Origin of the sequence: Cellulomonas flavigena DSM 20109, assembly GCF_000092865.1 — a bacterium.
GTDB classification, from domain to species: Bacteria; Actinomycetota; Actinomycetes; order Actinomycetales; family Cellulomonadaceae; genus Cellulomonas; species Cellulomonas flavigena.
The window spans coordinates 3,745,072-3,759,101 of the sequence record NC_014151.1; the positions used below are offsets into that span (position 1 = coordinate 3,745,072).

The window sequence follows — 14,030 nt, forward strand, 5'->3', positions numbered from 1 at the left end:
CTCTTCTCTATCGGCCGGAAAGCGTGCGTCCATGAGGTCGCGCTCCCGCGCGTGAGGAATCGGGCGACGACCCCCTGGTCAGACGTCGGCGCGCAGGGCGCGCGGTGCACCCATGCGTGGGACGATCGCGATCGCGGGGACCAGCAGGAGCGCCGGCACGAGGAATGCGGGTCCCAGCCCGATCGCCTCCGAGAGGAGCCCCAACGCGACCGCGCCGAGGATCGCACCGGCGTAGTTGAAGAGGTTGATGCGCGCGACGACGTCGTCCAGACGCTCCGGGGCGAGCTCGCCGGCCGCGGAGAACGCGAGCGGCACGAGCGCGCCGGCACCGACGCCCGCGAGCGCGAACCCGGCGACGGCCGTGATCGGGCTGGGAACGAGCGCCACGACCAGCAGCCCGACGAGGGCGAGCACCGCCGCGGGCAGGGCGACCCGGACCCGGCCGTGGCGCTGCACGAGCGGGTCGCCCGCGAGCCGTGCGACGAGCACGGCGCCCTGGTACGCCGCGTAGCCGAGCGGCGCGACCGACGCGGACGCGCGCAGCTCGTCGTGCAGGTAGACGGTGCTCCAGCTGCTGACGGCGGAGTCGACGACGAACGCGACGGCGACGAGCGCGCCGAACAGCCAGATGCCGACGCGGGGCAGCGGGCGGCGGGCGGGGACGTCGAGGTGGTCGGGCGGGACGACACCCGTGCGCGCGCCGGGGACGATGCCGTCGGTGTGGACGGGGTGGTCGTGCGTGCCCGCGTCGTGCGTGCCCGCGTCGTGCACCGCCGCGGGGGCGTCGGCCGGTGTGGCCTGCGACGCGGCCTCGCCTGCCGCCCCACCGTGCACGAGAGACGGCCGCACGGTCAGCGCGACGCCCGTGGCCACCACGACGGCGACGACGAGGGCGGTCACGGCACCGGTCACGGTACCGAGGTTCGCCAGCCCGGACTGCGTGAGCGCGGCGACGATCGCCGCGACGGTCAGGCACGCGAACAGCGTCGAGAGGATCGCGCGCCCGACGCGGTGCTGCAGCGCGACGCCCTGCATGTTGCACGACGCGTCGACCATGCCCAGGCCGACCGCGAACACCACGAACGACGCGACGAGCGTGGGCACGCTCGTCGAGACGGCGACGCACGCGAGCCCGACGGCCTGCGCGAGCAGGCCGAGCACGACGACGGTGCGGCTGCCCCAGCGGCGCGCGAGACGCTCGGCCGTGACCGACCCCCCGGCGGCGAGCAGCGCACCCAGGAGCAGCACGAGCGCGATGGTGTCGTCCTCGATGCCGGTGCGGGCCTTGAGCCCGGGCAACGCCGTGACGATCGTCGCGTACCCGAACCCCTGGGCGGCGTACGTGGCGCCGACAGCCACACGTGCGCGTCGGTGCGCGGCCTGCTGCATCGGACCCCCTGTCGCCGGTGCGGTGGCACGACCCTACGACGCGTCGGTGACGGCCCGCACCCCTTCGTCCCGGGTCCGCGGGTGAGTTGCGGGTGGCAAGGTCCGGCAAGCCGGGCACCGGTGCTCAGGTCGGCGCGCGCCGGGGCCGATACCGGGGGCATGGTGGCGAGGTGAGCACGCACGAGCACGCCGACGTGCGCCGGGGGCGGTCCGCAGCGCGTCACGGCCTCCCGTCGTGGGCGCGGCACACGGGCGGCACGGTCGCCGTCGCGGGCCTGCTGCACGGCGTGGCGCGCGACGGCTGGACGACGCTGGACGACACGCGGCACCCCGGAGGCGCCACGGGTGCGACGGGCCACGTGCTCGTCGGACCCGGTGGTGTCGTCGTGGTGGACGTGCGGCCGGCCGCGGGGCGGCGGCACGACGCCGCGGCGGTGGCGGAGGGCGAGCAGGCCGCGGCCCGGTCCGCGGCGGTCGTCACGTCGCTCCTGGCACCCCGGCACCGCTCGGCCGTGCGTTCCGTGGTGTGCCTCGTGGACGGCTCGCGGCCCGGAGGCGACGTGGTCCGCGACGCCGTCGCAGCCGGCGCGCACCCCGGCGCGGGTGCGGCCGGCGCCGTCGTCGCAGGTCAGGAAGGTCTGACCGCGTGGCTGCGCGCGCTGCCGGCGCGGCTGCACGCGCAGGACGTCGCCGGGCTCGCGCAGCACCTGGACCTCGCGCTCGCGCTGCCGCCCGACGTGCTGACGACGCACGCCCTGGAGACCGACCGGCGCGTCACGCGTCGCCGGGCCGTCGGCCCGCTGACCGCCGCCGCCCCGCCGGACGTCGCGCGCAGCACCGCCCTCGGCCTGGCGCTGCGGGCGTGCGTCGTGGTGAGCACCGTGTGGCTCGCCTGGGTCTTCACCACCGCGCCGCTCGGTCTCGGCTGACCGGGTCCGCGCGGGGCGCCCGCGTCAGTGCGTCTCGCAGACCTGCCGCACGCTCTCGTCCTGCGCGCGGTCGGCCCGTGGCTGCGGCACGACGGCGTCGACGACCTGCGAGCCGTCGGACGGCCCCTCGAGAGCGACCGGCTCCGGGGTCGCCGCGACCTGCGCGAGCGGCGCGACGGGCGCGTGCGCGAGCCGCCTGTGCGCCCGCACGTACGCCGGGACCAGGATGACCACGGCGCCGACCCACGCGAGCGGGTTGCCCCACACGACGCCCTGGAACCCGAAGGACGCGCCCAGGACGACGGCGGCGCCGACGCGCATGACGAGCTCGACGAGCCCGGTGACGGTCGGCACGACCGTGTGCCCGAGGCCCTGCAGCGAGCCGCGCAGCACCATGAGCACACCGAGCACGACGTACAGCGAGCCGTTGACGAGCAGCAGGTAGGACGCGAGTTCGACGACGTGCTGCTCGGCCTCGCCGACGAACAGCCGGACGAGCAGGCCGCCGCCGAGCACGAGCACGGCACCGAGGAACACCGACGCGCCCACCGCCATCCACACGCCCTGGACCGTGCCGGCGCGGATGCGGTCGGGCCGCCCGCCGCCGAGGTTCTGCGCGACGAACATCGACATCGCCAGCCCGAGCGACGCCAGGAGCGTCACGGCGAGCATGTCGACGCGGGTCGCGGTGGTGTACGCGGCGACCGCCTCGGGGCCGAGCGAGTTGAGGCGCACCTGCACGGCGAGCGTGCCGATGGCGATGATCGACGCCTGGAAGCCCATGGGCAGACCGAGGTGCAGGTGGCGGGCGACGTCGTCCCTGCTCACGCGCCAGTCCTCGCGACGCACGTGCAGGACGGGCACGCGCCGCCACACGTACAGCAGGCACAGCGCCACGGCGACGCCCTGCGACGCGACCGTCGCCACCGCGGCCCCGCCGACCCCGGTGCCCAGGCCGCCGACGAGCGCGGCGACGAGCGCGATGTTGATCCCGCAGCTCACGGTGAGGAACACCAGGGGCGTGCGGGAGTCGCCGATGGCGCGGATCACCGAGGACAGGAAGTTGAAGAACATCGTGGACGCGGCACCGAGGAAGCTGATGACGGCGAAGGTCGTGGCCTCGGGCATGAGCTCCTCGGGTGTGCGCAGCAGGCGCAGCGCGGGCTCCGCGAGGAAGGGCGCGGCGACGGTGAGCACGGCGGTGACGACGCCCGTGAGGATCGCACCGGTGGCGACCGAGCGGCGCACAGCGGCACCGTCCCCGGCGCCGAACGCCTGCGCCGTGGGGATCGCGAAGCCGGACGTCATACCCCAGGCGAAGCCGATGAGCAGGAAGAGCAGGCTGCCGGTGGCGCCGACGGCGGCGAGCGACCCGACGCCCAGCACCCGCCCGACGACGACGGCGTCGACGAAGTGGTAGAGCTGCTGGACGACGTTGCCGATGAGCAGCGGCACCGAGAAGGCGGCGATGACGCGCCAGGGGCTGCCGGTGGTGAGTGCTTTGGACAAGAGGGTGCTCCGCGCTTCGGTGGGGCTGGGTGGTGCGCGCGGTGGTCGGTCGTGCCGGGTCGCGTCAGGAGTCGATCGTATCGATACGATCGGCCGTGGCCAGCGCTTTTCACTCGTTCGGACAGGGGTCCCGCGTCCCCGCCGGCACCCCGGGCAAAGCCCACGCCATCATCCGGTCACACGTGCGGCGCGCGACACCCAGGCAGCTCCTCGGTACGTGCGCGGCCACGCTCCCACCCGGCACGCTCCTGCCCTGCCTCAGCCCTGCGCTTGACCCGGGTGATCTGCACGACCACGCCCGCCTGTCGGACACCGCCGCGTCGCACGCCGGCGGGTGGTCCGGCCCGGGCGGACGCCTCAGGCCCGGACCACACCGCCCTCCGCGGTGATCTCGTCCGCGTCCGCGTCGTCGAACCACCGGCCCCGGTCACCCAGGTACCGGAACCGCACGGTGGAGCCGACCGGCACCACGACGCGCGCGCTGACCGTGCCGTTGGAGCGGCGGCGCAGCGGGTGCGCACCGGGGGTCCAGTCGTTGAACGACCCCACGACGCTGACCGGGCCGTCCAGCGCGGCCGCCGGCAGCGCGAACGTCAGCGTGCGGGTGCCGGACAGGGTGGGACGGGAGATCTTGAGCACGGCTGGACCACTTCCCCTCGACGGTGGCGGGCGCGACGTGAGCATCGTGGCGCGCACGTGTTTCGGGTGACGGCACGGCTCGATGACCTGCGTGTGACGTGCAGGACCGGGCGTCCGCCGTCAGTCGCGCCAGACCTGCACGACGCTCGGGCGCGGCCCGCCCCAGCGTCCGCGTGACACGGACCCGGGCGCGACGTAGTCCGGGAAGAACGACTGCTGGGCGTCCCAGGTGCCGTCCTCCCCCGGGTGCTGCACCGCGACGTAGACCATGCCGTCGCGGTCCCGCACCACCGGCCCGCACGTCTCGGCGCCGGCCGGCACGGCGAGGAACTGCTGCACCCGCCCGCGCTCGGGCCCGGTGAGCGGCACCTTGAACAGCCCGTCGCCGTAGCCGATCGCGCCCGGCTGGCCGTCGGTCGAGATCCACAGGTCGCCCGCGGAGTCGAACGCGACGTTGTCCGGGCAGGAGATCGGCGAGACCTTCTCGGGCGGGAACCCCGCGAAGTACGTGTCGGACGTCGTCGCCGGGTCGCCGCACAGCAGCAGGATGCTCCAGCCGAACGTGGTCGCCGTGACGTCGTCACCGGCCTCCGTCAGCTCGACGACGTGCCCGTGCCGGTTGGCCGTGCGCGGGTTCGGGGCCGTGGCGCCCTCCTTGCCGGCAGCCCCGCGGTCGGTGTTGTTGGTGCACGCGACGTACACCCGGCCGGTCGTCGGGTGCGGCTCGACGTCCTCCGGCCGGTCCATCTTCGTCGCCCCGACCGCGTCGGCCGCCAAACGCGTGTGCACGAGCACCTCGTCGGTCGTGAAGCCCGGCACCTGGCTGACGCCGTCGACGACGAGCGGCAGCCACTCGCCCGCGCCGTCGAACTGCCCGCCCGACGGGCGCGCGCCCGTCGCCGCCACCTGCGCCACCCCGGTGTCGTCCCCGAACCGCGCGACGTACAGGGACCCGGCGGACAGCAGGCGCTTGTTGTGCTCGCGGTGCCGCGGCCCGGGCCGGTACCGCTGCGAGCTGACGAACTTGTAGACGTAGTCGAACCGCTCGTCGTCGCCCATGTAGGCCGCGACGTGCCCCGTGCGCCCGACCACGACGTTCGCACCCTCGTGCTTGAAGCGCCCCAGCGCCGTGTGCTTCACGGGCGGCGCCGACGGGTCCGCGGGGTCCAGCTCGACGACCCACCCGAACCGGTGGTGCTCGTTCTCCTGCCCCGGGGTCCGGGTGTCGAAGCGCGGGTCGACCTGCTCCCAGCCGCGCGACGTCGCCTTGTCGGCGAACCCGTACCGGCGGTCCGCCGCGCTCGTCCCGGGCGTGCGGAAGTACTGGTTGACGTTCTCCTCGCCGGACAGCACCGTGCCCCACGGCGTCGTGCCGCCCGCGCAGTTGTTCAGCGTGCCCAGCACCGTCGAGCCCGCCGGGTCCGCGGCCGTCCGCAGCAGCGGCGAGCCGGCCGCGGGCCCGTCGAACGTGCAGGGCGTCGTCGCCGTGACGCGGCGGTTCTCGCGCGCCCCGACACGCGGCGCCCACGGACGCCCCGGCCGGGACCGCCGCAGCGCGACCACCGACATGCCGTGCGACGCCATCGCCACGCGCCGCTGCCGCTCGAGCTCCTGCGGCGTCGCCGCCGGCGGGAACATGATCCCCTCGTTCGTGTACTCGTGGTTCACGACGACCAGCGCGTCGCGGCCGCGCGGGTCCTCGAGCAGGTCGACGTAGTCGCAGTTGTAGCCGACGAGCCGCTCCGCGACCTCGGGCGTGAGCCTCGCGGGGTCGAACACGTCGCGCGTCGAGAACAGCGGGTCGCCCCAGCGCACGAGCGGCGCCCAGCGGTAGCCCTGCGGCACGGTGAACGCGTCGCTCGCCGCCGGCACGGGGGCGATCGGACGGAACGGCAGGTGCCCGTGCCCGCGCCCCGGGCCGTAGCCGCGGGCTGCGGCGGGCGGGGCCTGCAGCACGTCCGCCCCCACCGCCACCGCCGTCGCCGCGACCAGCGCGCCGGCCAGCACCGACCGCCGGGTCAGCGCCGCGTCGGCCACGTCCCGGAAGTACGCGTTGCCGCTGGTGTTGGGCACCGGCTGTGCGCACGCGTCCCCGCACCGCAGGTGGCACGTCACCGGGGAGCGCCGGCCGTGCGTGCGTCCCGCCATCGGCAGGAACGGCAGGAGGGCGCGACGGCCCGGGCCGGGCGTGCCCGCTCCGGCGTGGTCGTGCGGGGTCGTGGTCGTCATGGCACACCTCGTCGGTCGCGGCGTCGGCGGAGACGGGCGTCAGCCTGGCAACCCGACGAACCGGGCACGCGGGCGTGCGGTGTCGACGGGGCGACGGGTGGGTGAACTCTCCGCTCGCGCGGGCGTCGTCAGCGCGGGGCGTCACGCTCGGCCAGCCGGCCGAGCATGGCGTTGTACTCCGCCATCTCGGCGTCGCCGTCGCGATCGGCGCGGCGGTCGCGACGACGTGCCGTGCGCTCGTCGTCGCGCGTCCACTGCACGGCCACGACGATCGCCAGCGCGAGCGTCGGGATCTCCCCGATGCCCCACGCGATCGAGCCGCCGAGCTGCTGGTCGCGGATCGCCGACGGCCCCCACGGCCGGCCCGTGAGGCCGAACCAGTCCGCCACCAGCAGGCCCTCCCCGCCGACGAGCGCGACGCCGAAGAACGCGTGGAACGCCATGGTCGCGAACAGCAGCAGCAGCCGCATCGGGTACGGCGGGCGCGACGGACCCGGGTCGACGCCCGCGAGCGCGTTGACGAACAGGTACCCGGCGAGCGTGAAGTGCACGACCATGAACAGGTGGCCCACCTGCGAGCGCAGGGACCACTCGAACATCCCCGAGTAGTAGAAGAGCACCATCGACCCGGCGAAGTTCACCGCGGCGACCACGGGGTGCGCCACGAACCGCCCGACGTGGCTGTGCACGAGCGTGAGCACCCACTCGCGCGGACCGCGCGACGTGTCACCCGGGAGCGTGGCGGCGCGGGCCGGCACCGCGCGCAGCAGGAGCGTGACCGGCGCCGAGGTCGCGACGAACAGCGGCACGACCATGACGAGCACCATGTGCTGGATCATGTGCGCGCTGAACAGGACGTGGCCGTAGACGGACGGGCCGCCGGACGTCGTCCACGCGAACAGCAGCATGCCCAGCACCCACGACACGGTGCGCGGCCAGGGCCACGCGTCACCGCGGCGGTGCAGGCGCCGCACCCAGCGCAGGTAGACGACGATCCCGGCGGCCGCGGCGCACGCCATGAGCACGTCCCAGCGCCACTCGGTGAGCCAGCGCAGCGCCGTCGGCTCGGGCGGCAGCGCGTGGCCCGTCAGGACGTAGGCGGGCGACGTGTCGGTCACGGCGACGTCCGGGACGGGCGGCGGGGACGAGCCGAGCGCGACGGCCACGCCGGAGACGGCGCCCATGACCGCGAGCTCGACGAGCACGACGCGCCAGAACAGCAGCCCGCCGCGCGCGCCGCCCAGGCGCGGGATCGTCACGCGGCGGTGGGCCAGGCCCAGGAGCGCGAGCGCGCCGAACAGCAGGACCTTCACGACGAGCAGCAGGCCGTACCGCGTCGACAGGCCCTCGAGGCCGCCGAGCCGCAGGACGCTGTTGACGACCCCGGAGACCGCGACGCCCGCGACGCACCAGCCGGCCACCACGGAGTACCGCGCGACCGCCGGGACGACGTCGGTGCCCAGGCGCCGCTCGAGCAGCGCGAGCGCCGCGAGCGCGCCGATCCACACCGCGGCGCTCACCAGGTGCAGGACCATCGCGGACGTCGCCAGCTCGTGGCTCGCCGCACCGGCGGCGTGGCCCGTCTGCCCGAGCTGCCACAGCGCGACCAGCGCGAGCGCGGCCGTCCAGCCGGCGCCGGTGGGCGTCGCGACGACGAGCGCGAGGGCGGTGACCACGGCGGCCACCGTGGTCACGGACAGCAGCGTGCGCCCGAGGTCGATCTGCGTGACGAACACCGCGAGCTCGTCGCCGAAGCCGGGGGCGGCGGGCGACGCGCCCGCGACCGACGCGTACGCCAGGACGAGGTGGACGACCGACAGCACGGTCCACGCGCCGGCGGCGACGCCGGCGAGCACGAGGCTGCGGGGCCAGGCCGAGCCGTCGGCGGCGGTGCGGTCGGAGGCGCTGCGGGCGGGGGTGGCGGTCGGCGCGGCCGGGCCGGGCCCGCGCCGCGGGAGCACCGCGACCGCGAGCAGCAGGGCACCGAGGGTGAGCGCGGCCGCGAGCTCGGTGAGCGTCTCGACGGCGGGCAGCCCCCAGCGCACGAGGGCGCCGGGGTCACCGACGGCGACGGCGGCGGTCGCTCCCGTGAAGGCGACGCCCACGAGCACCGCCACGACGCCGGCCGCGGCGAGCACGCCGAGCGCACCACGGCGCACCAGGGTCACGGACTCGTCCACGCCGACAGCCTAGGCGTCGCGCCGGGTGGCCCGGCCGGCGGGCGGCACGGGCGCCTCAGGCGTCGCGAGCCGGGAGCAGGTGCGTGCCGAGGTGCGCCGCGAGCTGCTGCACCGCGGCGGGCACGAGCGTGTAGTACGCCCACACGCCGCGCTTCTCGCGCGTGACGAAGCCGGCCTCGGTGAGGACCTTGAGGTGGTGCGACACGGTCGGCTGGGACAGGCCGACCGGCTCCACGAGGTCGCAGACGCAGGCCTGGCCGCCGTCGTGCGCGGCGATGATCGACAGCAGGCGCAGCCGTGCGGGGTCGGCCAGGGCCTTGAGGGTGCGGGCGGTGCGCTCGGCGTCGTCGCTCGCCATCGCGGTCTCGACGGCCGGCGCGCAGCACCCGGGCGCCGGCGCGGTCGCCGGGCGGGTCGCGGTGACGGGCAGCAGGTCGGACGGCATCCGGCCATGATGCCCCACGGATCGACAGATGTCGCTATTGACAGGTGTCGATCTCTTGCTCCAGAGTCCTCCGTATCGACAGGCATCGATACGAGGAGGAGTCATGGTCGAGGACATCCGGGAGCAGGTCCGCCAGCGGTACGCACTGGCCGCGCTGCAGGGCACCGGGGACGCCGGCTGCTGCGGCGGCGACGACGTGGGCAGGTGCGGCCCGAGCGACGCGATCGTCGTCGACGAGCGCTTCGGCGCGGCCCTGTACGACGCGGACGACGCCGCCGCGGTGCCGGCCGAGGCGCTGGCCGCGTCCCTGGGCTGCGGCAACCCGCTGATGGTCGCCGAGCTCCGCGAGGGCGAGCGCGTCCTCGACCTGGGGTCCGGCGGTGGCATCGACGTGCTGCTGTCCGCACGCCGGGTCGGGCCGACCGGGTTCGCCTACGGCGTCGACATGACCGACGAGATGCTCGACCTCGCTCGCGCCAACGCCGCCCGGGCCGGCGCCACCAACGTCGAGTTCCGCAAGGGCACGATCGAGGAGCTGCCGCTCGACGACGCGTCCGTCGACGTCGTCATCTCCAACTGCGTCGTCAACCTCTCCCCCGACAAGCCCGCCGTGCTCGCAGAGGCGTTCCGCGTCCTGGCCCCCGGCGGACGGTTCGGCATCTCCGACGTGGTCGCCGAGGACCACCTCGCCCCCGAGCAGCGCGCCGAGCGCGGCTCGTACGTCGGGTGCATCGCCGGCGCCCTGTCACGCACCGAGTACCTCGAGGGCCTCGTCGCGGCCGGGTTCGTCGACGCCGAGGTCGAGTTCACGCACCAGGTCGCCGACGGCATGCACGGCGCGATCGTGCGGGCCCGCAGGCCGCAGGAGGTGTGATGCACCCCGAGATGCACCTGGCCCTGCACCACCAGCGCGAGCGCGAGCTCGCACGCGAGGCCGAGCTGCGCCGCGCGGCGCGGGCGTGCGCCGGCTGCGTCGTGCGGGCACGCCGGCGGTCCGCCGAGATGGCCGCGGCGTTCCGGGCGTGGCTGGGCGTCCTCGCGCGCCCCGCGGCGCCCGTCTGCTGCCCCGCCTGACGTGGACGCCGAGGGCCGCACCGCGCGGTGCGGCCCTCGGCGGACGTCGTCGCCGGCCGGCGCGGGCGCGACCCGGCGCCCGGCGCCCGGCGTGCGTCACGACGACGCGCCCGTCAGTCGCTCGTCGAGGTCCCGCCGTCCGCACCACCGGCCGGGTGGCCGTCGGCGCCGTCGCCGGACGAGCCCGCGACCCCGGGACCGTCGGCGGCCGTGCCGCCGGGAGCCGAGCCGGCGGCGGCGGCCGTACGGTCACCGCCCGCACGGTCGGCCGCGTCCGCCCGGCGCTGCGTGGCGACCATCGCCGCGACCCCGCCACCGACCGCGGCGAGCGTGCCCATCGCGACGGCGATCCACACCCCCGGCGACACGCCCTCCTGGGAGATGGCCGGCCCGGCGGTCGTCACGACGTCGTCCGCCGCACCCCCGAGGTCGTCGCCGTCCACGACGGGCGCGTCGGCGGTCGCCGTCGCGTCCGGCGACGGCCCGGCGGCGGTCGTCGCAGCCTCGGTCGGCCCGGCGGCGGGGTCCTCGGCAGGCACGTCCGGGGCCGGCGCCGCGACGGCGCCCGCCGCCTCGCTCGCGGTGAACGTCAGGGCCCCCGACAGCGGGTGCCCGTCGGCGGACGTCACCCGCCACTCGACCGTGTACGCACCCGCCGGGAGCGTCGCGACGAGCGGCTGCACCACCGACGTGTCGACGAGCTGCACCGGGCCGTCGCTCACGACGACGCCGTCGGGGCCGGTCACGACGACCTGCGTGCCCAGGTCGAGCGCCTCCTGGTCGAACGTCAGCGTCACCTGCGGCGGCACCGTGGCCACGGTCGCACCGTCGGCGGGGTCGCTGGACCGCAGCGTGTTGTGCGCCGACGCGGGCGAGGCACCCAGCACCGCCAGCAGCAGGACGAGCGCAGCGAGTGCGCCGACGCGGCGCGCAGCGCGCGGACCGACGGACGGGACGACGGACGGCACGACGACCACCTCTCCTCGGGGACGGACCGGCCCGATCCTATCACGTCCGCACCCGCTCGGGCCAACCGGGTCGGACGTCCGTCCACGGGGCGGCCCGGACGTCCGGGGGCCGGACGGGGACGGCCGGCCTCATGCGGCGCGCGGACCGCTCGGCGTGGACGCGCCGAGCCGCCGCCGGCCGTCCGCGGGTAGTGCGAGCGCGCCGCCCGCGAGCAGCACGGTGACCAGCAGGGTGACACCGGTCGCGGCCTGCCGACCGACCTCGGGGAGGCGGAGGCCGGCGACCGTCAGGCCCGCCCCGGTCGCGGCGGCGTCGGCGGCGGGTCGGGCGCCCGTCGAGGTGCCCGGCGTCGACCCGGACCCGGCCGGGCCGTCGCTCGCCGCGGCGGCCGCACGGTCCGCGGCGGCGACGAGCGCGGCCACCGTGTGGGGGGCGTGGGGGTCGGCCGGGTCGAGGCCCGCGGCGGCGAGCGTCGGGGGGTCGAGGCCCGCCGCGACGAGCGCGTCGAGGTCCGTGCCGGCGGCACGCACGGCGTCGAGGTCGATCCCGGCCGCCACGTAGGCGGAGAGGTCGACCGCCTCCGTCGCCGCGGGAGCGGCGGGTCCCGCGGGGGCGCCGTGCGACGCGTGGGGGTCGACGAGCGCGGCCGCCGGTGCCGTCGCGAGCATCGCCAGCACGGGGTGCAGCGCGACGGCCAGCCCCGCGGACGCGAGCACGGTGACGACGCGCGGACGGGTCCTCGCGCGACGCCCACCACCCGCGCTGCGCGCGCCGAGCACGCCGACCACCAGCAGCAGCGCCGCGATCGCCGCGAGGACCGCCGGTCCGGGCACGTGCCCGCCGGCGAGGCAGTGCCCGACGAGTGCGCCCGCTAGCACCGCGGCGGTCAGCCCGGAACCCCGGGCGAGCACCTCGGGGCGCCGCCGCGTGTCACCGGGCACGCCCCAGCCGCCCGGCGACGCCGCCCGAGGGGCCGTCGTCGCGGGCCGCTGCGGTGAGGACGCATCGGGCGGCACCCGCCGAACATCGCCCGCACACGGACACCGGTCCAGGCACCGAAACGGTTCAGCAGCCGTCCGCGCGCGACTCGCGTCCCACCTACCGGGACACCCACCCCGCGACACCGGGCTCGCGTCGGTCATCGCACCGCAGGAGCGATCCCCGCCCGGTCTCGCGCGCGCCCCGTCTCACCAACCGAGAAGGCGGGGGGGGGCGGAGGTGGGGGTCAGCCCCAGACGAGGGCCTGGGCCGGGTCGGCGAGGACCGCGGCGACGTCGGCCAGCACGCGGCTGCCGAGCTCGCCGTCGACGAGCCGGTGGTCGAAGCTCAGGGCGAGCTGCGTGACGTGCCGCGGCCTGACCTTGCCCTTGTGCACCCACGGCTGCAGCCGGATGGCCCCGAAGGCGAGGATGGCGGCCTCGCCCGGGTTGAGGATGGGCGTGCCGGTGTCGATGCCGAAGACCCCGACGTTGGTGATCGTGATCGTGCCGTCCGACATGTCGGCGGGCGACGTGCGGCCCGCCCGGGCGGTGGCCGTGAGCTCACCGAGCCCGCGGGCGAGGCCCAGCAGGTCGAGCCGGTGCGCGTCCTTGATGTTCGGCACGACGAGCCCGCGCGGGGTCGCCGCCGCGATCCCGAGGTTCACGTAGTGCTTGTAGACGATCTCCCGCGCGTCCTCGTCCCAGGACGCGTTGATCTCCGGGTGCCGGTCGACCGCGAGCAGCAGCGCCTTGGCGGCGATCAGCAGCGGCGTCACGCGCACGTCCGTGAACTCCCGGTCGCCGCGCAGCCGCTCGACGAGCTTCATGGTCCGCGTGACGTCGACCGTGTGGAACACCGTGACGTGCGGTGCGCTGAACGCGCTCGACACCATCGCCTCGGCGGTGCGCTTGCGCACGGACTTCACGGGCACACGCGTCTGGCGGCCGTCGGGGCTGACCACTCCGCCGGCGGCCCACGGACGGTCGTCGCCCGGGTACGTCGCGAGCTCGCGGCCCTCCGCGCGCACCGAGTGCGCCAGCACGTCCTCGCGCGTGACGATCCCCCCGGGGCCCGTCGGGGTGACGGCGTCGAGGTCGACGCCCAGGTCGCGTGCGAGCTTGCGGACGGGCGGCTTGGCGAGCGCGTGCGTCGTGCGGGACGACGGGGGCAGCGGCGCCGGCGCCGGTGCCGGCGCAGCACCGTCCGCAGCCGGCTCCACGCGCCGCCGCCGCGCGGCACCGCCCTCGGCCACGCCGTACCCGACGAGCACCGCCCCGGACCCGGCAGGCTCCCCCGACGCCGCGTGCAGCTCGTCGCGCGCCGCACCGACCTCGTCGGCACCGCCCGGCTCGCTCGACGCACGGCTCTCGTGCGGGTGCCGCGCCCGCACACCGGGCTGTCCCGCGCCCTCGGCACCCGCCGCGGGCGCCGGGCCGTCCGGGTCGGTGTCGACCTCGATGATCGGCGTCCCGACCTCGACGGTCGTGCCGGGCTCGACGAGCAGGCGCGACACGACGCCCGTCCACGGGCACGGCAGCTCGACGAGCGACTTGGCCGTCTCGATCTCGACGATCGTCTGGTTGACCTCGACGCGGTCGCCGACGGCGACGAGCCAGGTGACGATCTCGGCCTCGGTCAGGCCCTCGCCGGCGTCGGGCAGGGGGAACTGCTGGTACGTGGGCACGC

The 14,030-nt window shown here is 76.2% G+C and carries 12 protein-coding genes; 3 read left to right on the forward strand and 9 right to left on the reverse strand.

Annotated elements, in window-relative coordinates; all coding sequences use genetic code 11:
* Positions 1-78 precede the first annotated feature (78 nt).
* On the reverse strand, positions 79-1,359 hold the full coding sequence (locus CFLA_RS16975; protein WP_187291312.1) for an MFS transporter: 1,281 nt from the start codon (positions 1,357-1,359) through the stop codon (positions 79-81).
* 200 nt (positions 1,360-1,559) lie between these two features.
* On the opposite strand from CFLA_RS16975, the gene CFLA_RS20585 reads away from it, so the two are divergent.
* On the forward strand, positions 1,560-2,318 hold the full coding sequence (locus CFLA_RS20585; RefSeq protein WP_013118578.1) for a hypothetical protein: 759 nt from the start codon (positions 1,560-1,562) through the stop codon (positions 2,316-2,318).
* A 24-nt stretch (positions 2,319-2,342) separates the two neighbouring features.
* On the opposite strand, the gene CFLA_RS16985 is transcribed toward CFLA_RS20585, so the two are convergent.
* The 5 genes from CFLA_RS16985 to CFLA_RS17005 all read right to left on the reverse strand — a co-directional run bounded on the left by CFLA_RS16985 (position 2,343) and on the right by CFLA_RS17005 (position 9,320).
* Positions 2,343-3,827: an MATE family efflux transporter gene (locus CFLA_RS16985; protein ID WP_013118579.1), complete on the reverse strand. Its 1,485-nt coding sequence runs from the start codon at positions 3,825-3,827 to the stop codon at positions 2,343-2,345.
* A 357-nt stretch (positions 3,828-4,184) separates the two neighbouring features.
* A complete protein-coding gene (locus CFLA_RS16990; protein ID WP_013118580.1) occupies positions 4,185-4,466 on the reverse strand; it encodes an isoamylase early set domain-containing protein in 282 nt (93 codons plus the stop codon).
* Between the two features lie 120 nt (positions 4,467-4,586).
* A complete protein-coding gene (locus tag CFLA_RS16995) occupies positions 4,587-6,695 on the reverse strand; it encodes a PhoX family protein (protein WP_013118581.1) in 2,109 nt (702 codons plus the stop codon).
* A gap of 128 nt (positions 6,696-6,823) precedes the next feature.
* Positions 6,824-8,875 (reverse strand): bifunctional copper resistance protein CopD/cytochrome c oxidase assembly protein, encoded by a 2,052-nt coding sequence (locus tag CFLA_RS17000; RefSeq protein ID WP_013118582.1) that lies wholly within the window; start codon positions 8,873-8,875, stop codon positions 6,824-6,826.
* Between the two features lie 55 nt (positions 8,876-8,930).
* Positions 8,931-9,320 (reverse strand): ArsR/SmtB family transcription factor, encoded by a 390-nt coding sequence (locus tag CFLA_RS17005; protein WP_013118583.1) that lies wholly within the window; start codon positions 9,318-9,320, stop codon positions 8,931-8,933.
* Between the two features lie 103 nt (positions 9,321-9,423).
* Here CFLA_RS17005 and arsM point away from each other — a divergent pair, with 103 nt between their 5' ends.
* Both arsM and CFLA_RS17015 read left to right on the forward strand, forming a co-directional pair.
* Complete coding sequence (gene arsM, locus CFLA_RS17010) at positions 9,424-10,194, forward strand: arsenite methyltransferase (RefSeq protein WP_013118584.1); 771 nt, start codon at positions 9,424-9,426, stop codon at positions 10,192-10,194.
* Entirely contained in the window at positions 10,194-10,394 is a 201-nt protein-coding gene (locus CFLA_RS17015) for a hypothetical protein (protein WP_013118585.1), read from the forward strand. The genes arsM and CFLA_RS17015 overlap by 1 nt, the downstream gene beginning before the upstream one ends.
* Positions 10,395-10,507: 113 nt before the next feature.
* Here the strand turns inward: CFLA_RS17015 and CFLA_RS19240 are convergent, their stop codons facing one another.
* The 3 genes from CFLA_RS19240 to CFLA_RS17030 all read right to left on the reverse strand — a co-directional run bounded on the left by CFLA_RS19240 (position 10,508) and on the right by CFLA_RS17030 (position 14,028).
* Complete coding sequence (locus tag CFLA_RS19240; protein WP_013118586.1) at positions 10,508-11,362, reverse strand: copper resistance CopC family protein; 855 nt, start codon at positions 11,360-11,362, stop codon at positions 10,508-10,510.
* A 129-nt stretch (positions 11,363-11,491) separates the two neighbouring features.
* A complete protein-coding gene (locus tag CFLA_RS17025; RefSeq protein WP_013118587.1) occupies positions 11,492-12,304 on the reverse strand; it encodes a hypothetical protein in 813 nt (270 codons plus the stop codon).
* Between the two features lie 284 nt (positions 12,305-12,588).
* A complete protein-coding gene (locus CFLA_RS17030) occupies positions 12,589-14,028 on the reverse strand; it encodes a dihydrolipoamide acetyltransferase family protein (protein WP_013118588.1) in 1,440 nt (479 codons plus the stop codon).
* Positions 14,029-14,030 lie beyond the last annotated feature (2 nt).

Coding starts and splice junctions, on each gene's coding strand:
- CFLA_RS16995 (WP_013118581.1), bottom strand. CDS start 6,695: ATGACGACCACGACCCCGCACGACCACGCCGGAGCGGGCACGCCCGGC.
- CFLA_RS17005 (WP_013118583.1), bottom strand. CDS start 9,320: ATGCCGTCCGACCTGCTGCCCGTCACCGCGACCCGCCCGGCGACCGCG.
- arsM (WP_013118584.1), top strand. CDS start 9,424: ATGGTCGAGGACATCCGGGAGCAGGTCCGCCAGCGGTACGCACTGGCC.
- CFLA_RS17015 (WP_013118585.1), top strand. CDS start 10,194: ATGCACCCCGAGATGCACCTGGCCCTGCACCACCAGCGCGAGCGCGAG.